The organism is Roseburia rectibacter (assembly GCF_014287515.2).
Lineage (GTDB): Bacteria > Bacillota > Clostridia > Lachnospirales > Lachnospiraceae > Roseburia > Roseburia rectibacter.
The window spans coordinates 540,001-561,622 of record NZ_CP092473.1 but is presented as its reverse complement, the minus strand read 5'-3'; the positions used below and the strand labels follow the sequence as shown (position 1 = coordinate 561,622).

General features: G+C 43.9%; 10 protein-coding genes, 8 tRNA genes, 1 rRNA gene and 2 pseudogenes (1 of these 21 cut by a window edge). 2 read left to right on the top strand and 19 right to left on the bottom strand.

The window, feature by feature from the left end; genetic code table 11:
* Nucleotides 1-6: 6 nt before the first annotated feature.
* Complete coding sequence (locus H8S51_RS02660; protein WP_186900060.1) at nucleotides 7-1,041, top strand: pectinesterase family protein; 1,035 nt, start codon at nucleotides 7-9, stop codon at nucleotides 1,039-1,041.
* A gap of 104 nt (nucleotides 1,042-1,145) precedes the next feature.
* Nucleotides 1,146-1,298, top strand: a complete 153-nt coding sequence (locus tag H8S51_RS02655) for a hypothetical protein (protein WP_186900061.1) — start codon at nucleotides 1,146-1,148, stop codon at nucleotides 1,296-1,298.
* A 145-nt stretch (nucleotides 1,299-1,443) separates the two neighbouring features.
* On the opposite strand, the gene H8S51_RS02650 is transcribed toward H8S51_RS02655, so the two are convergent.
* The 19 genes and pseudogenes from H8S51_RS02650 to H8S51_RS02560 all read right to left on the bottom strand — a co-directional run.
* Nucleotides 1,444-2,505 (bottom strand): CPBP family intramembrane glutamic endopeptidase, encoded by a 1,062-nt coding sequence (locus tag H8S51_RS02650; RefSeq protein ID WP_186900062.1) that lies wholly within the window; start codon nucleotides 2,503-2,505, stop codon nucleotides 1,444-1,446.
* 89 nt (nucleotides 2,506-2,594) lie between these two features.
* Nucleotides 2,595-3,125, bottom strand: a complete 531-nt coding sequence (locus H8S51_RS02645) for a helix-turn-helix domain-containing protein (protein WP_186900063.1) — start codon at nucleotides 3,123-3,125, stop codon at nucleotides 2,595-2,597.
* Between the two features lie 128 nt (nucleotides 3,126-3,253).
* Nucleotides 3,254-3,916: pseudogene (locus tag H8S51_RS18365) on the bottom strand (endo alpha-1,4 polygalactosaminidase); the annotation flags it as partial.
* Between the two features lie 204 nt (nucleotides 3,917-4,120).
* Nucleotides 4,121-5,035, bottom strand: a pseudogene (locus tag H8S51_RS18360) (DMT family transporter); the annotation flags it as partial.
* Nucleotides 5,036-5,171: 136 nt separating this feature from the next.
* Complete coding sequence (gene tuf / locus H8S51_RS02630) at nucleotides 5,172-6,359, bottom strand: elongation factor Tu (protein ID WP_006859046.1); 1,188 nt, start codon at nucleotides 6,357-6,359, stop codon at nucleotides 5,172-5,174.
* Nucleotides 6,360-6,538: 179 nt separating this feature from the next.
* On the bottom strand, nucleotides 6,539-8,656 hold the full coding sequence (gene fusA, locus H8S51_RS02625; RefSeq protein ID WP_055195251.1) for an elongation factor G: 2,118 nt from the start codon (nucleotides 8,654-8,656) through the stop codon (nucleotides 6,539-6,541).
* Between the two features lie 171 nt (nucleotides 8,657-8,827).
* The gene (gene rpsG, locus H8S51_RS02620) at nucleotides 8,828-9,298 is read right to left on the bottom strand and encodes a 30S ribosomal protein S7 (RefSeq protein ID WP_207635613.1); all 471 of its coding nucleotides are present in this window, start codon (nucleotides 9,296-9,298) and stop codon (nucleotides 8,828-8,830) included.
* 339 nt (nucleotides 9,299-9,637) lie between these two features.
* Nucleotides 9,638-10,057, bottom strand: coding sequence for a 30S ribosomal protein S12 (gene rpsL / locus H8S51_RS02615; RefSeq protein ID WP_006859047.1), 420 nt, complete (start codon nucleotides 10,055-10,057; stop codon nucleotides 9,638-9,640).
* A 295-nt stretch (nucleotides 10,058-10,352) separates the two neighbouring features.
* The gene (gene rpoC / locus H8S51_RS02610) at nucleotides 10,353-14,024 is read right to left on the bottom strand and encodes a DNA-directed RNA polymerase subunit beta' (protein WP_006859048.1); all 3,672 of its coding nucleotides are present in this window, start codon (nucleotides 14,022-14,024) and stop codon (nucleotides 10,353-10,355) included.
* Between the two features lie 19 nt (nucleotides 14,025-14,043).
* A complete protein-coding gene (gene rpoB / locus H8S51_RS02605; RefSeq protein WP_186900064.1) occupies nucleotides 14,044-17,940 on the bottom strand; it encodes a DNA-directed RNA polymerase subunit beta in 3,897 nt (1,298 codons plus the stop codon).
* 204 nt (nucleotides 17,941-18,144) lie between these two features.
* Nucleotides 18,145-18,218, bottom strand: a tRNA-Arg gene (locus H8S51_RS02600).
* 34 nt (nucleotides 18,219-18,252) lie between these two features.
* A tRNA-Leu gene (locus H8S51_RS02595) sits at nucleotides 18,253-18,336 on the bottom strand.
* A gap of 22 nt (nucleotides 18,337-18,358) precedes the next feature.
* A tRNA-Val gene (locus H8S51_RS02590) sits at nucleotides 18,359-18,431 on the bottom strand.
* 155 nt (nucleotides 18,432-18,586) lie between these two features.
* A tRNA-Asp gene (locus H8S51_RS02585) sits at nucleotides 18,587-18,660 on the bottom strand.
* A 12-nt stretch (nucleotides 18,661-18,672) separates the two neighbouring features.
* Nucleotides 18,673-18,746 (bottom strand) — tRNA-Ile (locus H8S51_RS02580).
* Between the two features lie 10 nt (nucleotides 18,747-18,756).
* Nucleotides 18,757-18,829 (bottom strand) — tRNA-Thr (locus H8S51_RS02575).
* A gap of 101 nt (nucleotides 18,830-18,930) precedes the next feature.
* Nucleotides 18,931-19,002, bottom strand: a tRNA-Glu gene (locus H8S51_RS02570).
* Between the two features lie 26 nt (nucleotides 19,003-19,028).
* Nucleotides 19,029-19,101, bottom strand: a tRNA-Asn gene (locus tag H8S51_RS02565).
* Nucleotides 19,102-19,213: 112 nt separating this feature from the next.
* A 23S ribosomal RNA gene (locus tag H8S51_RS02560) occupies nucleotides 19,214-21,622 on the bottom strand (it continues 484 nt past the right edge of the window).

Genomic DNA, 21,622 nt, shown 5'->3' with positions numbered 1-21,622 from the left:
TTTCCCATGCAAAAAATACTCCATGTTTCCAGCAATCCGGATCATTTTTCCACTATCAGTGCTGCAATAGCACATATTCCTGCCGCTGATCAGACACCAACTGTCATTGAAATCGAACCGGGCATTTATCATGAAAAACTGACTATAGATAAACCCTATGTTACACTGCGTGGTATGGGTAAAAACAATTCCGATACTGTCATCACCTATGATGATTATGCCCTGGATCTGATGCCCGATGGAAGTAAGCGTGGTACCTTCCGCACATATACACTGTTTATAGATACACATGATGTAACGCTTCAAAATCTCACCGTTGAAAACGCTTCGGGAGATTCTGCCACACATGGACAGGCGATCGCTCTCTATGCTGACGGTGACCGCCTTACGATCGATTCCTGCCGCCTTCTCGGACATCAGGACACACTTTTTACCGGACCGCTTCCTGAAACAGAACGACAGCCCGGAGGATTCATCGGTCCAAAACAGTTTGCCCCGCGTATCAACGGCAGACATTATTATAAAAACTGCTATATCTGCGGCGATATTGACTTTATTTTTGGCAGTGCCACAGCATATTTTGAACATTGCACCATAGAATCCCTGCTGCGCACAAAAACATCAGCCCTGTCCGATGCGCTTTCCGATACATCTGCATTTCCTCTTATCCAGGGCTATGTAACTGCCGCCTCCACACCAAAAGGTCAGACATACGGCTACGTTTTTTCCGACTGCCGGTTCATCTCCAAAGACTGCCCTGCCGGATCTGTCTATCTTGGCAGACCATGGCGCGACTATGCAAAAACGATCCTGATTTCCTGTGAACTTGGCGCGCATATCCATCCTGCCGGTTTTCATGACTGGAACCGCAAAAATACACATGAAACGGTATGTTATGCCGAATACGCAAGTTACCCCGCAACCTCTGACTGCCGTCCACTTTCTGACCAGGCTGATTTTGTTCAAAATCTGGATGAACAACAGGCCAGACACTTTGCAAGAAAACTGGTTCTCGGTGACTGGACACCCGATGAACTGTAATTTTTATCAGATATTTTTTAATCTAGGTTTGTATATTCATGAGAATAATGATAGAATAATATACATTAAGAATATGAGAAATCCAAACAAAGGGGGCATATAAGATGGACGAAAAAATTTATAAGACAATGGGTTCTACCGGGGCTTGTACACTGGCAGTTGGTATCTGTGTCCTTGCGGGTGGAATCACCGCCGGGATTCTTCTGATCGTAAATGGTGCCAGACTGTTAAAAAATAAATCAAAAATCATGTTTTAAAATAGAATTCACGTTTTGCAGGCTTTCTATTGTCATGAACCAAAAGCGCATATGCAGTAAAATCATCTTTCTGACAATCTTTTTTACTGTACATGCGCTTTTTCATATGACACCATATGCTTTTTACAGGTAATTTTTCTTCAAATTAATCCTCTTTTTGAACTTCTTTCTTTTTGAACACATCTGACAGCAGAAAAAATCCAAAGCACAATCCATTTAGCACCAGCGCAGCCGGAAGTTCTTTCCAGCTTACAGTCTGATTTTCCAGAACATCTGCGGAAAATGTACCTGAAATGATCGGTATCAGGTTGTTATTCAGATAATGCAGGCAGACCGGCACCCAGATATTTTTTGTTTTCATATAAGCATATGCAAAAAAGATTCCAAGTGCAATACAGGTGATCTGCTGTGCAAAAATCATCTGGATTCCCGATGTCTGTGTATAATAAAACAGATCATCCGGAATATGCCACAGTCCCCATACCACACCAAGCACGATCACACCTGCACGAAGACCGAACTTTTTCTGTAAAATGGGTTGCAGATAATATCTCCAGCCATATTCTTCTCCGAAAAATGCAATAAATACAAAAAAATAATTGATCGGAAGTGCAACGATATTCAGCCACATCACAGGATCTTTAAACATTGCCGCCCATTCTTTTACATACTGCATTCCATTGCCGTCAGACACGCCCTGTCCTGCCATCGACACTACAGTTCTTACAATATAAATACCCACAAATAAAAGTACAATAAACACAGCACTTTTCCAGTTTTGTCTGGTCAGTCCCGCAGCTGCCCTCTTTTCATTTCCTGTAACCGCAAGAAAAATGAATGCCACGATACTCCCAATGATAAGTACATACTGTGAGATCAGATTATAAACGGACATCGTCATTCCTGCAATATTCAGATCATTTACCGGAGAAAATACGGATAAAAGTGCAAGTACAATCAGGACTCCAGTTGTTGCCAGAACCGTAATAAAAAAACCTGTCGGCAGAATCTTTTCTCCTTTGTGTGCCAGAAAAAGTCCAATAATCACGCCTGTGGCCGGATACATCATCTGCGCCGTTGGAAATGCCGTAAGATCATATCCTTTTGTACTGCCATACCACATCAGAATTCCCATGAGATAGGTCAGACCATAGGCAATAAGCACATAAATAATTAACCTCTTTTTTGCCATCTCTTTTTGTTCCATTCCAAAACTCCTCCCCTTACAATCAATAAATGTTACCTTTTTATTATAAGGATTTTGTTCTGCACTGTCAATTGCAGTAACTGCTGTTTCTATCTCCGTCCACGGATGATTCGGATGATTCCTCCTGCGATCGCAGCTACACCGACCATTCCCCAGATGTATGGTTTTACATCACCAAGTTTTCCCGCATAAAATACTGCAGTCGGTCCATCTGCGCTATTCGGCAATATCGCACTGAATGTTACGCTGGCATGCAGATATACTGCATTAAAAATTACAAATGAACCTGCTACAATCAGTCCAAAACCCTGCATCATCTTTTTTCTCTGCATCTTCTGCTGATATTTTGCGATATCAATGCCCGCCTCGATCACCGCATCAGTATCCTGCACACTTACCTCCTGCTGCTGCATCTTCTGACATTTCATCAGCTCTGTCAAAGTAATGCCCAGTGCCTCTGCCAACGGTTCTAGTGTCTGGATATCCGGAAATCCCATTCCCCTCTCCCAACGGCTGACAGCTTTGTCTGTGACTTTCAGGCAGACTGCTAGCTGTGCCTGTGTCATTTGATTTTCCTTGCGTATCTGTGCGATAAATGCTCCTAATTCTTTTGCTTCCATAGTTTTCCTTTCCTGTCATGTCTGACATCCATAGCCTTTTTACCCAAAAGATATCAAAAAGGCACCGAATTTTCAACCGATGCCTTGTTTACCAGACTCTATCCATCGTTTACACGCTGCAAAATGCACTAATCAAGTTCGATCGAATCTGAGATATAATAATGAAATTTATTTTTTTTGCAATACTCTTTGATCTGTCTGATCAGCTTTTTATCTTTTGTATATTCCAGCAGATAAACTTTCATTCCGTCCTTTTTACATTTCTTAACATAATCAGTAAAATATCCGCGCGCTGCTTTGGTCTGTTTTCCAAACGAACCTGTTTTAAATTGAATACTGCTCCACACACATTCCTGATTAACTGCAGTCATAATGTCTTTTGCTGAACCATATGTTTTTCTGTATTTCGTGACAAAAACATCCCCACCATTGATTACGACATCTTTTCCAAGGCGCTTAACATTTTTCAGTATCTTTGCAAGCCCTGTAAAATTCTGCTTTGTCTTTGCGTAATCATAAACGTCACAATTATCAATAAAGAAACCATCCACGCCTTTTTTCAACAGCTTCTTTGACAAATTTCCGATAAACTTCTGCCAATTCTTATTGGAAACATCTACCCACTTTTCCTCTTCCCAGTTCTCATAACTCCCAATCGTAAGATGTTCATATTTTTTATAATAATCACGAAATTTTTCAATGGACCCGACATTTAAGTAGGTATAAACTTTTACACCTCTCTTATGCAGGGCGCGTATCTCTTTTGCCGAAAAATACTGTGCATCAATGACCACAAGTTTGTATGCGTATAATTTCTGCATCTTAGACGAATCAATGCTTAAAAATACACCATAGTCTTTTTTCTTTTGATCCGCCTTTGCATTGATCGCACATGGATCTGCAAATAACCCTAGAAATACGGCAAACAATAATATTAATGTTAAATTCTGTTTACCAGAATATTTTGTTTTTTTCATTTTTCTCCTATTTTTCCCTTTCACCGGAAGCTGCGCCAGAATAATTGCTGCAAAAATCAGACAACAGCCAAATATCTCTTTCGTACTAAGTTTCTGATTCAAAATCAGCCATCCAAACACGGCTGAAAACACGGCTTCCAGACTCATGATAAGAGATGCCACTGTTGGATTCAGCCCATTCTGACCAATGATCTGCAATGTATATCCAACCCCACAGGACATAATTCCTGCATATAAAATCGGAACCCATGCCGACCATGATAAAAAAGCTTGCGCCCACACCTCAATCCCTGGGATTGAATGCTGCATATCAACCACAAACATTGGAACTGAAGTCAGCACCCCGGTTACAAGAAATTGGATCATGGAAAGACGTACCCCATCCACCTTCGGTGAAAAATAATCGACAAATAAAATCTGAATAGAAAACCCAAACGCACAGCAAAGAAGTAACAAATCTGCCGGGTGAAATCCATTCTTATCCTGCATACACAAAAAATACAGTCCCACCAGTGCAAGCGCAACTGCAAACCATATATTCATACCACATTTTTTATGTAAAAATAAACCTAAGATCGGCACGAGCAAAATATAAACTGCTGTCAGGAAACCTGCTTTTCCAGCACTGGCTCCCATCAGGATTCCAACCTGCTGTAAATTCGTAGAAATGCAGAGTGCCACTCCACAACAGATTCCGCCTTTTATCAAAAGTTTGTAATCTTCCTTTGTCTTTGGTCTTTTCGGTGATAAATTTTTTTTGTCCAAAAACTTCATAACCGGAATCAACACCAATGCACCGATAATGCTGCGGATACAATTAAATGAATACGCTCCGATCGCCTGTCCGCCAACTGTCTGCGCCACAAAAGCTGCCCCCCAGACAGCTGCCGTCACTAATAGTAGTAAACTGTTTCTGGTTGTTTTGTTGTTCATCTTCTGCCTCTTTTCAAATTATTAAAATAACAAATAACAGTTTACCATTTTTTCACTAAAATTACATTATAGTTTCAAAATAATATCAAAAAAGGGCTCCCATCACTGGGAACCCTTAATTTTAAGCAATTATAAATTACTCGATAACTGTAGCAACACGACCTGATCCAACAGTACGTCCACCCTCACGGATAGCGAATGTAAGACCCTGCTCCATAGCTACTGGGTGAATTAACTCGATAGTCATCTCGATGTTATCACCAGGCATGCACATCTCTGTACCAGCTGGTAAGTTACATACACCAGTTACGTCTGTTGTTCTGAAGTAGAACTGTGGACGGTAGTTGTTGAAGAATGGAGTATGACGACCACCCTCATCTTTTGTTAATACGTAAACCTGAGCTGTAAATTTACGATGGCATGTAACTGTACCTGGTTTAGCAAGAACCTGACCACGAACAATCTGATCACGGTTGATACCACGAAGTAATGCACCGATGTTATCACCAGCCTGAGCCTCGTCTAACTGTTTACGGAACATCTCGATACCAGTTACAACTGTTGTCTGAACGTCCTCTTTAACACCAAGGATCTCAAGGTTATCATTTAAGTGTAATGTACCTCTCTCAACACGTCCGGTAGCAACTGTACCACGACCTGTGATTGTGAATACGTCCTCAACTGGCATTAAGAATGGTTTATCTGTATCACGCTGTGGATCTGGGATGTACTCATCAACAGTATCCATTAACTCCATGATCTTGTCGCCCCACTCGCCGTTTGGATCTTCAAGAGCTTTTAAAGCAGAACCTTTGATGATCGGGCATCCTTCGAAGCCGTACTCTTCAAGCTGCTCTGTAACTTCCATCTCTACTAACTCGATTAACTCCGGATCGTCTACCATATCGCATTTGTTTAAGAAAACAACGATGTAAGGTACACCTACCTGACGGGATAATAAGATGTGCTCTTTTGTCTGAGCCATAACACCGTCAGTAGCAGCTACAACGAGGATAGCACCATCCATCTGAGCAGCACCAGTGATCATGTTCTTAACGTAATCGGCATGACCTGGGCAGTCAACGTGTGCGTAATGTCTCTTCTCTGTCTCATACTCGATATGAGCAGTAGAAATTGTGATACCACGCTCTCTCTCTTCTGGAGCTTTATCGATGTTATCGAAATCTGTAGCTGTGTTACCAGCAACTCTTGCAGCTAATACTTTAGAAATAGCAGCTGTTAAAGTTGTTTTACCATGGTCAACGTGTCCAATGGTACCAATATTACAATGTGGTTTTGTTCTTTCAAACTTAGCTTTTGCCATTTTTGAATATCCTCCTTAAAATGATGCCCTATGGGCTATAGTTGTTATTTTCAATAACTCGGCTAACTCTGATTATATAAAATAATCAATCGTTTTTCAAGCTATTTCTTACCGGATTTCCTATATTTTATAGGAAATCCGGATGTTTTAGTATTATTCACAGAAAAACAGATGGTGCATTATTTAGATTTGTCTGCTAATACCTTTTCCTGTACATTCTTTGGTACTGGCTCATATTTCTCGAAGAACATAGAGTAGTTACCACGTCCCTGTGTCTTAGAACGTAAGTCTGTAGAATATCCGAACATCTCAGCAAGCGGAACATAAGCTTTTACAAGCTTACCGCCACCGATATCATCCATTCCCTCGATACGTCCACGACGGGAGTTGATATCACCGATAACATCACCCATGTATTCCTCTGGCATAGTTACTTCAACCTTCATGATCGGCTCAAGTAATACCGGACTTGCCTTCTGCATAGCTTCCTTGAAAGCCATAGATCCGGCAATGTGGAATGCCATCTCGGATGAATCGACTTCATGGTAAGATCCGTCGTATACGTTAGCATGTACACCAAGTACCGGGAATCCTCCAAGAATACCAGCCTGAGCTGCTTCTTCGATACCTTCACCTACTGCCGGGATGTATTCCTTCGGAATAGCACCACCAACTACGCTAGACTCGAACTTGAATGTCTCTTCGCCGTTCGGATCCATCGGCTCGAATTTAACTTTACAGTGTCCGTACTGTCCACGTCCACCAGACTGTTTTGCATATTTGTACTCAACATCTACAGGTTTTGTAAATGTCTCTTTGTAAGCAACCTGAGGTGCACCAACGTTTGCCTCTACCTTAAATTCACGAAGGAGACGGTCAACGATGATCTCCAGATGAAGCTCACCCATACCAGCGATGATTGTCTGACCTGTTTCCTGATCAGTATGCGCACGGAATGTAGGATCCTCTTCTGCAAGTTTTGCAAGAGCCTCACCCATCTTACCCTGTCCAGCCTTTGTTTTCGGCTCAATAGCAAGCTCGATAACCGGCTCTGGGAATTCCATGGACTCTAAGATTACAGGATGCTGCTCATCACAGATGGTATCACCTGTTGTGGTGAACTTAAATCCAACTGCTGCTGCGATATCACCAGAGTAAACTCTGTCGAGCTCCTGTCTCTTATTCGCATGCATCTGAAGGATACGTCCAACACGCTCTTTTTTATCTTTTGTTGCATTGAGAACGTAAGAACCTGCTGCCATGCTACCGGAGTATACACGGAAGAATGCAAGTTTACCTACGAATGGGTCAGCCATGATCTTGAATGCTAAAGCTGAGAACGGCTCATCATCAGATGAATGTCTCTCTACTTCGTTTCCATCCAGATCTACACCCTTGATTGAAGGGATGTCTGTTGGAGCCGGCATGTACTCGATAATTGCATCAAGAAGCTTCTGTACACCCTTGTTTCTGTAAGCAGAACCACAGCAAACAGGTACAGCTGTACATTCACAGGTAGCTTTTCTCAATACTTTTTTCATTTCCTCTACGGATGGTTCTTCACCCTCAAGGTACATCATCATTAAGTCATCATCTAACTCGCAGATTTTCTCGATTAACTCAGAACGGTAAAGCTCTGCATCATCTTTCATATCACCTAAATCATCGGTAACAGTGATATTATCACCCTTATCGTCGTTGTAGATGTATGCTTTCATCTCGAATAAATCAATGACACCTTTGAAATCATCCTCTTTACCAATCGGTAACTGAAGAACGATTGCATTTTTTCCTAATCTTGTACGGATCTGATCAACAGCACCGTAGAAGTTTGCACCTAAGATATCCATCTTATTGATGAATGCCATACGCGGTACATTGTAGGTATCAGCCTGACGCCATACGTTCTCGGACTGAGGCTCAACACCACCCTTTGCACAGAAGACGCCGACAGCGCCGTCAAGTACACGGAGTGAACGCTCTACCTCTACTGTAAAGTCAACGTGACCAGGGGTATCAATGATATTGATACGATGCTCTAAAGCACCTGCCTTTGGTTTTGTGAACTCTTCCAATGTCCAGTGACATGTTGTAGCGGCTGATGTAATCGTGATACCTCTTTCCTGCTCCTGCTCCATCCAGTCCATGGTAGCAGTACCTTCATGAGTATCACCAATCTTATAGTTAACACCGGTATAGTAAAGAATACGCTCTGTTAATGTTGTTTTACCAGCATCAATGTGAGCCATAATACCAATGTTTCTGGTTCTCTCTAATGGATATTCTCTTCCAGCCAAGGTATTTCCTCCTTAATTTACTAACGATATGCTATCGCCGCGAAAGCAAAAGCTCACGCAGCGATCAAAAATTCCATATTTAAAAGCAACAGCTTTGCGGAAACATTTTGGATTCTATTAGAATCTGTAATGCACGAAAGCTGAAGCATCGCGGAGATATTCTGAATTCTTTTAGAATCTGTAGTGCGCGAAAGCCTTGTTTGCCTCTGCCATTTTGTGCATATCTTCTTTTTTCTTAACAGATGCACCAGTATTGTTTGCTGCATCCATAATCTCGTTCGCAAGTCTTTCTTCCATCGTCTTCTCTCCTCTGTTACGAGAGTAAGTGGTCAGCCAGCGAAGTGCTAACGCCTGACGACGATCCGGTCTTACTTCGATCGGTACCTGATATGTTGCACCACCGATACGTCTTGCCTTTACTTCAAGAACAGGCATAACGTTATTCATTGCTGCTTCAAATACCTCAAGAGCTGGTTTCTCTGTTTTCTCCTCAACTCTTGTGAAAGCTCCGTATACAATTTTCTGAGCAACACCTTTCTTACCATCTAACATGATGTTGTTGATAAGTTTGGTAACCACTTTGTTGTTGTATAACGGATCTGCTAATACGTCTCTTTTCTGAGTATGTCCTTTACGTGGCACGGTTCTTCCCTCCTTAATCATAATTTACTATACAGAAAAAACTTCTGCATTTACTGAGTGCGGCAGCGCCGCCATTTACAGCCTTATAACCTGACAGCATACCGCTATCCGGCAGGCTGTTTCAGTGAACTTCATTTCGATTAATTCAACGGTACTCACAATGTGTAAAATATCGGTCAAAGACCACCTATTTCGCCATAATGTTCGTGCGGAAATCTATCGTTTGTGATAATAATCCCAACACCAACCTATAGTCCATCCGGCAGAAGATGCCGGATACAACAAATGTGATACTATGGTTCGCTAAATTATCAAGCAACTTCGGTCCAATACCTGAAATTACTTAGAAGCCTTTGGTCTCTTAGCGCCGTATTTGGAACGAGCCTGCTTTCTGTTAGCGACTCCTGCTGTATCAAGTGTACCACGGATGATGTGATATCTTGTACCTGGTAAGTCCTTAACACGACCACCACGGATCAGAACAACGCTGTGCTCCTGTAAGTTGTGTCCCTCACCTGGGATGTAGCTTGTTACCTCGATTCCGTTGGAAAGACGAACTCTGGCGATCTTTCTAAGAGCTGAGTTAGGTTTTTTAGGAGTTGCTGTCTTAACAGCGGTACATACACCTCTCTTCTGCGGAGAAGAAGTATTTGTAGGTCTCTTCTGCAGGGAGTTGTAACCCTTCTGAAGTGCAGGTGCAGTAGACTTCTTAACAGATGTCTGACGTCCTTTTCTTACTAACTGGTTAAATGTTGGCATTATTTTCACCTCCTGTTATATTAAATATGCATCCCTAAATATGCATGCTAAATTATTATATAAGTGCAATTCCTGTATGTCAAGCCTTTTTTCTATTTTCAGACTTTCTTCTATAATAATCTGTTTTTTTTGCACCCTTATCTATTTTTTCCAGTTTCTTGTGAATTATACATATTTTTTCCAGCTGCCAGAAAAAAGAATCCTATGAATCAAAAAAATCCTATAAATTAAAAAAAGAACCGTGCACCACTGACTTTTATCAGCTGGTGCGACAGTTCTTCTCATAAATATTATTTTATTCTTCCTCTACCGGAGCTTCTTCGATTTCATTTTCTTCGTCCCTCGGAATCTCTTCCTCATAATCGTCGAAGTCATCAAAATCATCAAACATCAGCTCGTCATCCTCATTGATATCAGAATCCAGTTTAATGTTGCGGTATCTCTTCATACCTGTTCCTGCAGGAATCAGTTTACCGATGATAACATTCTCTTTCATACCGATCAATGGATCGACTTTACCTTTGATTGCAGCTTCCGTAAGAACTTTTGTTGTCTCCTGGAAGGATGCTGCTGATAAGAAGGAGTTCGTTGCAAGGGAAGCCTTGGTAATACCAAGTAATACCTGTTTGCCCTCTGCCGGCTCTTTTCCTTCTTCTACCAGTTTCTCATTGGTATCTTCGAAATCAAGTGCATCTACCAATACACCCGGAAGCATCTCTGAATCACCGTTTGTCTCAACGCGTACTTTCTGTAACATCTGACGCACAATAACCTCGATATGCTTATCGTTGATTTCTACACCCTGCAGACGGTATACACGCTGTACCTCGCGGAGCATGTAATCCTGAACTGCACGGACACCTTTGATCTTTAAGATATCGTGTGGATTTACAGAACCTTCTGTCAGCTCATCACCGGCTTCAAGTACTGCGCCATCCATAACCTTAATTCTGGAACCATAAGGGATCAGATATGCCTTTGATTCTCCGGTCTCATTATTGGTAACGATGATCTCACGTTTCTTCTTGGTATCCTTAATCGTTGCTACGCCGCCAAACTCTGTGATGATAGCAAGACCCTTAGGCTTTCTTGCCTCAAAAATCTCCTCGACACGAGGAAGACCCTGTGTAATATCGTTTCCGGCAACACCACCGGTATGGAACGTACGCATGGTAAGCTGTGTACCAGGCTCACCGATAGACTGTGCTGCGATAATACCGATTGCCTCACCAACCTGTACAGCCTGGCCGGTAGCCATGTTTGCACCGTAACATTTTGCACAGACACCCATATGGGAGCGGCAGGATAATACGGTACGGATCTTAACTTTCTTAAGCGGCTCGCCATTCTCATCAACCCCCTGGCTCATAACTGCAGCTGCACGCTTCGGTGTGATCATATGGTTTGCTTTTACAATGACATTTCCATCTTTGTCACAGATCGTATTGCAGGAGAAACGTCCTGTGATACGCTCCTGAAGACTCTCGATCTCTTCTTTTCCATCCATGAATGCAGTTACCCACATTCCCGGAATCTCTCTGCCTGTACCCTCACAGCAGTCAGACTCACGAACGATCATGTGCTGTGAAACATCAACAAGACGTCTGGTCAGGTAACCGGAGTCAGCCGTACGAAGTGCGGTATCGGAAAGACCTTTACGGGCACCATGTGCGGACATGAAGTATTCGAGTACGTCAAGACCTTCACGGAAGTTTGACTTGATCGGCAGCTCGATCGTACGACCGGTTGTATCTGCCATAAGTCCACGCATACCGGCAAGCTGTTTGATCTGTTTATCGGAACCACGGGCTCCGGAGTCAGCCATCATGAAGATGTTGTTGTATTTATCAAGTCCGGAAAGAAGTGCATGTGTCAGCTCCTCATCGGTCTCTTTCCAGGTTTCAACAACCTCTTTGTAACGCTCTTCCTCAGTGATAAGACCACGTTTATACTGTTTCATGATACGGTCAACAGTATCCTGTGCATCTTTGATCATCTGCGGTTTCTGAGGCGGTACGGTCATATCGGAAATGGATACGGTCATAGCTGCTCTTGTGGAATATTTGTAACCCATAGCTTTTACGGCATCAAGAACTTCTGCTGTCTTTGTTGCACCATGGATATTGATTACTTTTTCCAGAATCTGTTTATTCTGTTTCTTTGCAACGAGGAAATCTACTTCCAGTTTTAATTCATTGCCCGGAATGCTTCTGTCTACAAATCCAAGATCCTGTGGAATGATCTCATTAAAAATGAAGCGTCCCAATGTAGATTCTACATTTCCGGTAAGTGTTGTTCCATCCGGCATGGTCTTTGTCATGCGGACAGTGATTCTTGAGTGAAGTGTTACTACACCATTCTCGTATGCAAGAATTGCTTCGTTTACACTCTTGAAGAATTTACCTTCTCCTTTTGCTCCCGGTCTCTCCTGTGTCAGATAGTAGATACCAAGTACCATATCCTGTGAAGGAACGGCAACAAGACCACCATCAGACGGTTTTAACAGGTTATTCGGTGAAAGTAACATAAAACGGCACTCTGCCTGTGCTTCTACAGAAAGTGGAAGATGCACAGCCATCTGGTCACCATCGAAGTCGGCGTTGAACGCGGTACATACCAATGGATGTAACTTAATTGCCTTACCTTCTACGAGGATCGGCTCGAATGCCTGAATACCAAGACGATGCAGTGTAGGAGCACGGTTTAACATAACCGGATGCTCTTTGATAACGTCTTCGAGAACATCCCAAACCTCTGTCTGGAGTCTCTCAACCATCTTTTTCGCACTCTTGATATTGTGTGCAGTTCCGTTTGCAACAAGCTCTTTCATTACGAACGGTTTGAACAGCTCAATTGCCATCTCTTTTGGCAGACCGCACTGATAAATCTTTAACTTCGGCTCTACACAGATAACGGAACGTCCGGAGTAGTCAACACGTTTTCCAAGTAAGTTCTGACGGAAACGTCCGGATTTACCTTTTAACATATCTGAAAGAGATTTTAATGCACGGTTACCAGGACCTGTAACAGGACGGCCACGACGACCATTATCGATCAGGGCATCAACAGCTTCCTGAAGCATACGTTTCTCGTTGCGGACGATGATATCCGGTGCTCCTAACTCTAAGAGTCTTCTTAAACGATTGTTACGGTTGATGATACGTCTGTATAAATCATTCAGATCGGATGTTGCAAAACGTCCACCATCCAGCTGAACCATAGGACGTAAATCTGGCGGGATAACCGGGATCACTGTCATGATCATCCACTCCGGTTTGTTGCCGGACTCACGGAAAGCCTCTACAACTTCCAGTCTCTTGATGATTCTTGCACGTTTCTGGCCGGTTGCATCCTCAAGCTCTGCCTTTAATTCTGCGGAATCTTTCTCCAGATCGATTGCCTGTAATAATTCCTGAATAGCCTCAGCACCCATTCCAACACGGAAAGAACTGCCGTACTGCTCTCTTGCTTCCTGGTATTCGCTCTCGGAAAGTACCTGTTTGTACTGCAATGCGGTGTTGCCCGCATCCAGTACGATATAAGAAGCAAAGTAAAGAACTTTTTCAAGAGTTCTTGGGGATAAGTCAAGGATTAATCCCATACGTGACGGAATACCCTTAAAGTACCAGATATGGGATACCGGAGCAGCAAGCTCAATGTGTCCCATACGCTCTCTACGAACGCTTGCTTTTGTAATCTCAACGCCGCATCGGTCGCAGACAACGCCTTTGTAACGGATTTTCTTATATTTACCACAATGACATTCCCAGTCTTTGCTCGGTCCAAATATCTTTTCACAGAACAGACCATCTTTTTCCGGTTTTAAAGTTCTATAGTTAATGGTCTCCGGTTTCTTTACCTCGCCTCTGGACCATTCCCGGATCTTTTCCGGAGACGCCAATCCAATTTTAATGGCATCAAATGAGATAGACTGACCTGTGGTTTCTTTACTCATTGTTTCTGGCATTATGACACTCCCTTTCTATTTATTCTTCGTCAAGAGTATTTTCTTCTGCATCGTCGAAAAAGTCGGAATCATCCTCATCTTCCTCCGGTTCCTCATCCACATCTACGAGTTCTTCATTTTCCGCATTGAACTCTTTCTGTGAGAATCCCATCTTTGCAAAGGAATCACTGTCCTCAAATGCAAAATCCTTATCTCCGGAAATAATGGAATTCAGATCTGTATTGCCGTATTCGCTTGTCTCCATCAGCTCTACTTCGTTTCTGTCCTCATCTAAGACTTTGACATCCAGACCAAGTGACTGAAGCTCTTTTAACAGAACCTTGAAAGACTCTGGGATACCCGGTTCAGGGATATTATCACCCTTAATAATTGCTTCGTAAGTCTTAACACGTCCGACAACATCATCGGATTTTACTGTTAAGATCTCCTGTAAGGTATAGGATGCACCGTATGCTTCCAGTGCCCAAACCTCCATCTCTCCGAAACGCTGACCACCGAACTGTGCTTTACCACCTAACGGCTGCTGCGTTACTAAGGAGTAAGGACCAGTAGAACGTGCATGGATCTTATCATCTACCAGATGGTGGAGTTTCAGATAATGCATGTGTCCAATGGTAACCGGTGAATCAAACGGCTCTCCGGTACGTCCGTCACGAAGCTGAACCTTTCCGTCGCGGGAGATCGGAACGCCTTTCCACAGTGCACGGTGTGCACGGTTGTCAGAAAGATACTTCATAACGTCTTCTCTTAATATATCTTTATATTTTTCTTCAAAGCTCTCTGTTTTGCCTTCTTTTTCTGCTTCTGCAGCATCAAACGGCATATTTACATAGTCATTTGCAAGCTCAAGTGTATCCTGGATATCAATCTCTTTCGCACCATCGAATACCGGTGTCTCGATGTTAAATCCAAGTGCTTTTGCAGCAAGACTTAAGTGAATCTCAAGGACCTGACCAATGTTCATACGGGACGGCACACCAAGAGGATTTAATACGATATCAAGCGGACGTCCGTTTGGCAGGAATGGCATATCCTCAACAGGAAGTACACGGGAAACGACACCCTTGTTACCATGACGACCAGCCATCTTATCACCGACAGAGATCTTTCTCTTCTGTGCAATATAAATGCGGACTGCCTGATTTACACCAGGAGATAACTCATCACCGTTTTCTCTTGTAAATACCTTTGCATCAACTACGATACCATATTCACCATGTGGTACCTTTAAGGAAGTATCACGTACTTCTCTTGCCTTCTCACCGAAAATCGCACGAAGCAGTCTCTCCTCAGCAGTCAGTTCTGTCTCTCCCTTCGGAGTAACTTTTCCGACTAAGATATCACCGGCACGAACCTCTGCACCGATACGGATGATACCCCTCTCATCAAGATCTTTTAACGCATCATCACCGACACCAGGAACATCTCTTGTGATCTCTTCCGGTCCGAGTTTTGTATCACGTGCTTCTGCTTCGTATTCCTCGATATGGATAGATGTATAAACATCATCCTGTACCAGTCTCTCACTTAACAGAACGGCATCCTCGTAGTTGTAACCTTCCCAGGTCATGAATCCGATCAGTGGGTTTTTACCAAGTGCTAACTCACCGTTTGAAGTAGACGGACCGTCTGCGATCACTTCTCCGGCTTCCACACGGTCACCTTTGAATACGATCGGTCTCTGGTTGTAGCAGTTAGACTGGTTACTTCTTGAGAATTTTGTCAGTTTATATACATCTCTGGTTCCCTCATCACTCTTAATGATGATCTGGTTTGACTCAGAGCTTTCTACAATACCGGATTTCTTTGCGATCACACATACACCGGAGTCAACCGCTGCCTTTGTCTCCATACCTGTTCCGACTACCGGAGCATCTGTGGTAAGAAGCGGCACTGCCTGACGCTGCATGTTAGATCCCATCAGCGCACGGTTTGCATCATCGTTCTGTAAGAACGGAATAAGTGCTGTTGCGACAGAGAATACCATCTTCGGAGATACATCCATGTAATCAAACATAGTCTTCTCATACTCCTGTGTTTCCTCTCTGTAACGACCAGATACGGAATTACGGACAAAATGTCCTTCTGCATCCAGTGCCTCATTCGCCTGCGCTACATGGTAATTATCCTCTTCATCTGCTGTCATATAAACTACTTCGTCTGTGACACGCGGATTCTTAGGATCTGATTTATCGATTTTACGGTATGGTGCCTCTACGAAACCATACTCGTTAATTCTTGCATAACTTGCCAGTGAGTTGATAAGACCGATGTTTGGTCCCTCAGGTGTCTCGATCGGGCACATTCTTCCGTAATGGGAATAATGTACATCTCGTACCTCGAATCCGGCACGGTCTCTGGAAAGACCACCAGGTCCTAATGCAGAAAGACGTCTCTTATGTGTCAGCTCACCTAATGGGTTGTTCTGATCCATAAACTGTGACAACTGGGAATAACCAAAGAACTCTTTTACCGCTGCTGTTACCGGTTTGATATTGATCAGACTCTGTGGAGAAATACCGTCTAAATCTAAAGTAGTCATTCTCTCACGAACAACTCTCTCTAATCTGGAAAGACCGATACGATACTGGTTCTGTAATAACTCACCAACTGCACGGATACGTCTGTTTCCAAGGTGATCGATATCATCATCATTACCGATACCATACTCTAAGTGCATATTGTAGTTAATGGATGCAAAAATATCATCCTTTGTAATATGCTTCGGAATCAGGTCATGCACATTCTTTTTGATCGCTTCTTTTAATTCATCAATATCTGTATGTTCTTCCATCAACTGAGCAAGTACCGGATAGTACACCAGCTCGGTGATACCAAGGTCTTTTGGATTGCAGTCCACATATGTTCTTAAATCAACCATCATGGAAGAAAGAACTTTGACATTTCTAGTCTCTGTCTGAATCCATACATATGGAACAGCTGCATTCTGGATATCATCTGCAAGACTTCTTGTCACTTCCGTACCAGCCTCTGCAATGATCTCACCAGTTGCAAGATTTACAACATCCTCTGCGAGAACCTGTCCGTTGATACGGTTCTTTAACATAAGTTTCTTATTAAATTTGTAACGGCCTACTTTTGCAAGATCATATCTTCGCGGATCAAAGAACATAGCAGAAATAAGGCTCTCCGCACTTTCAACTGTAAGCGGCTCGCCTGGTCTGATTTTCTTATATAACTCAAGAAGACCTTCCTCATAATTTGTTGCAACGTCTTTTCCAAAACTTGCAAGAATCTTCGGTTCCTCACCAAACAGATCGATGATTTCCTGATTGGTTCCGATACCAAGTGCACGGATCAATACTGTGATCGGCACCTTTCTCGTTCTATCAACACGAACATAGAATACGTCATTGGAGTCTGTCTCATACTCTAACCATGCACCACGGTTCGGGATCACGGTACAGGAATACAGCTTTTTACCCACTTTATCGTGAGCAATACCGTAATAGATACCCGGAGAACGTACCAACTGGCTGACGATAACACGCTCGGCTCCGTTGATTACGAAAGTACCTGTCTCGGTCATCAAAGGAAGATCACCCATGAAAATCTCATGTTCATTAATCTCATCTGTTTCTTTGTTGTGAAGTCTTACCTTTACCTTTAAAGGTGCTGCATAAGTTGCATCTCTCTCTTTGCACTCCGGAATTGTATATTTTACATCTGATTCACATAATGTAAAATCAACAAATTCCAGACTCAAGTGACCGCTGTAATCTGCGATTGGGGAGATATCGTCGAAAACTTCTTTTAAGCCTTCTTTTAAAAACCACTGATAGGAGTCTTTCTGAACCTCTATCAGATTCGGCATTTCCAATACCTCTTTCTGTCTTGAGTAACTCATACGCATGCCTTTACCGGCTTTGACTGGTCGTATTCTGTTTTTCTCCATTTGACGTTTCACCTCTCGTTTTTATTAACATAAGGGCAGAACCCGTTGTTTATAACGTTACCGGACTTCTGCGAATAAGCGCACTAAGTCCACTGCACCACAATAGTGCAACGTATATGATAGCACAAGAGAGGAGATTACGTCAAGAACTTTTTTAAATTATATATAGAAAAAGAGACATGATAAATCATGTCTCCATACATACGTGCGCGAGAAGATTCGAACTCCCGACACCTTGGTCCGTAGCCAAGTGCTCTATCCAGCTGAGCTACGCACACATATTTAATTCATTGTATCTGAAACCAGATACAATGCCGGCGACCGGAATCGAACCGGTACTGTATTTCTACAACAGGATTTTAAGTCCTGCGCGTCTGCCAGTTCCGCCACGCCGGCATAATGAGATAAACTCATTGAATGGGACCTATAGGGCTCGAACCTATGACCCTCTGCTTGTAAGGCAGATGCTCTCCCAGCTGAGCTAAGATCCCACGCGATTACTTGTAGTGAGTGCTAAAATAAAAGATTCTGAGTTGTGACATGCTTGCATGGCTAAGACTCAGAATCTTTTATTTTATCCGAGCGTTAGCGCGGGATGGCAGTTCGTAGAACTGGCATACACACTCACATTTTCCTCACTGCAAAACGACCCAAGCGGGACTCGAACCCGCGACCTCCGCCGTGACAGGGCGGCGCTCTAACCAACTGAGCCATTAGGCCTTATTTAGTTAGTGGACCATCGGGGACTCGAACCCAGGACCGACCGGTTATGAGCCGGTTGCTCTAACCAACTGAGCTAATGGTCCAAATGTTTAAAGCCGATGATCGGACTCGAACCGATAACCTGCTGATTACAAATCAGCTGCTCTGCCAATTGAGCCACATCGGCACGTATTCTATCAACAACATACTTTATGCTATTAATATTACTGCCTAAATATATACCAAGAATACAAATCTGTCAATACTTTATTTCTTTATATTCCTGAATGACTCCGACGGGAATCGAACCCGTGTTACCGCCGTGAAAGGGCGATGTCTTAACCGCTTGACCACGGAGCCTTATCTTTATTCTTTCATTAAAAAAACTCCCCGAGTAGGACTCGAACCTACGACAGCGCGGTTAACAGCCGCGTGCTCTACCAACTGAGCTATCGAGGAATAATCTAAAGGTATTTTCTTAGTACCTTCAAAACTTCATACAGAACACCATCAATAACATAATCTGTGAAGTTGCGAAGCAACTTCCAATGCGAACATCGTTCGCTATTATTTGGTCAAGCCCTCGATCGATTAGTAACAGTCAGCTCCACACGTTACCGTGCTTCCACCTCTGCCCTATCTACCTTGTACTCTTCAAGGGATCTTACTTCCTTATGGAAGGGATATCTCATCTTGAGGGGGGCTTCACGCTTAGATGCCTTCAGCGTTTATCCCTTCCGGACTTGGCTACTCTGCCATGCCGTTGGTCGACAGCAGATACACCAGTGGTCCGTCCATCCCGGTCCTCTCGTACTAAGGACAGCTCCTCTCAAATATCCTCCGCCCGCGCCGGATAGGGACCGAACTGTCTCACGACGTTCTGAACCCAGCTCGCGTACCGCTTTAATGGGCGAACAGCCCAACCCTTGGGACCTGCTACAGCCCCAGGATGCGATGAGCCGACATCGAGGTGCCAAACCACTCCGTCGATGTGAACTCTTGGGAGTGATAAGCCTGTTATCCCCAGGGTAGCTTTTATCCGTTGAGCGATGGCAATCCCACTTTATGCCACCGGATCACTAAGTCCTACTTTCGTACCTGCTCCACCCGTCGGTGTCGCAGTCAAGCTCCCTTCTGCCTTTGCACTCTTCAAATGGTTTCCGACCATTCTGAGGGAACCTTTGAGCGCCTCCGATACCCTTTCGGAGGCGACCGCCCCAGTCAAACTCCCCGCCTGGCATTGTCCCACCGCTGGATCACAGCGGCTGGTTAGAAACCCAATACTGCAGGGGTGGTATCCCAACAGCGACTCCCTTGAAACTGGCGTCCCAAGTTCTCAGTCTCCCACCTATCCTGTACGTGCAGTACCGAATCCCAGTACCAAACTGGAGTAAAGCTCCATGGGGTCTTTCCGTCCTGGCGCGGGTAACCAGCATCTTCACTGGTACTTCAATTTCACCGGATGCATTGTCGAGACAGTGCTCAAATCATTACGCCTTTCGTGCGGGTCGGAACTTACCCGACAAGGAATTTCGCTACCTTAGGACCGTTATAGTTACGGCCGCCGTTTACTGGGGCTTAAATTCAAAGCTTCATCTTGCGACTAACCTCTCCTCTTAACCTTCCAGCACCGGGCAGGCGTCAGCCCATATACTTCACCTTACGGTTTCGCATAGACCTGTGTTTTTGCTAAACAGTTGCTTGAGCCTATTCTCTGCGGCCCACCCTGAAGTGGGCACCCCTTCTCCCGAAGTTACGGGGTCATTTTGCCGAGTTCCTTAACAATGCTTCTTCCGTCGGCCTTAGGATTCTCTCCTCATCCACCTGTGTCGGTTTACGGTACGGGCACATATAAAACAATAGCGGCTTTTCTCGGCACATGGCTCACACACTTCGCTACTTTTATTTCGCTACACATCACGTCTTTGGCTTATCAGGCGGATTTGCCAGCCTGACACCTCTTCCGCTTGTACCGGTATTTCCATTCCCGGCTTATGCTTTCCACATGCGTCCCCACAGTTCTGTTTATATGTGGTACAGGAATCTAAACCTGTTGTCCATCGGATACGTCTTTCGACCTCTCCTTAGGCCCCGACTTACCCAGAGCAGATCAGCTTTACTCTGGAAACCTTAGATATTCGGCCGGAAGGATTCCCACCTTCCTCTCGCTACTCATTCCGGCATTCTCTCTTCTTATCCCTCCACTGCTCCTTCCGGTACAGCTTCGTCGGTCTTAAGAATGCTCCTCTACCAATCACTATGTGATTCCTAAGCTTCGGTGTCGTGTTTCAGCCCCGGACATTTTCGGCGCAGGACCTCTCGACCAGTGAGCTGTTACGCACTCTTTGAATGTATGGCTGCTTCTGAGCCAACATCCTGGTTGTCTTTGAAATCCCACATCCTTTTCCACTTAACACGCACTTTGGGACCTTAGCTGTAGGTCTGGGCTCTTTCCCTTTTGACCACCCAACTTATCTCGTGCAGTCTGACTCCCATTCATCATCTACATGGCATTCGGAGTTTGATATTCTTTGGTAAGCTTTGACGCCCCCGCGGAAATTCAGTGCTCTACCTCCATAAGACTAAAATGAGGCTAACCCTAAAGCTATTTCGAGGAGAACCAGCTATCTCCGGGTTCGATTGGAATTTCTCCCCTACCCACACCTCATCGCCACCCTTTTCAACGGATGTGCGTTCGGTCCTCCATTGCCTTTTACGGCAACTTCAACCTGGACATGGGTAGATCACCCGGTTTCGGGTCTACGCGTGCTGACTGAACGCCCTGTTCAGACTCGATTTCTCTTCGGCTCCACACCTTAAGTGCTTAACCTTGCCGGCACGCGTAACTCGCCGGACCGTTCTACAAAAAGTACGCGGTTCATCATATAAAGATGTTCCACAGCTTGTAAACACAGGGTTTCAGGTTCTCTTTCACTCCCCTCCCGGGGTCCTTTTCACCTTTCCTTCACAGTACTATGCG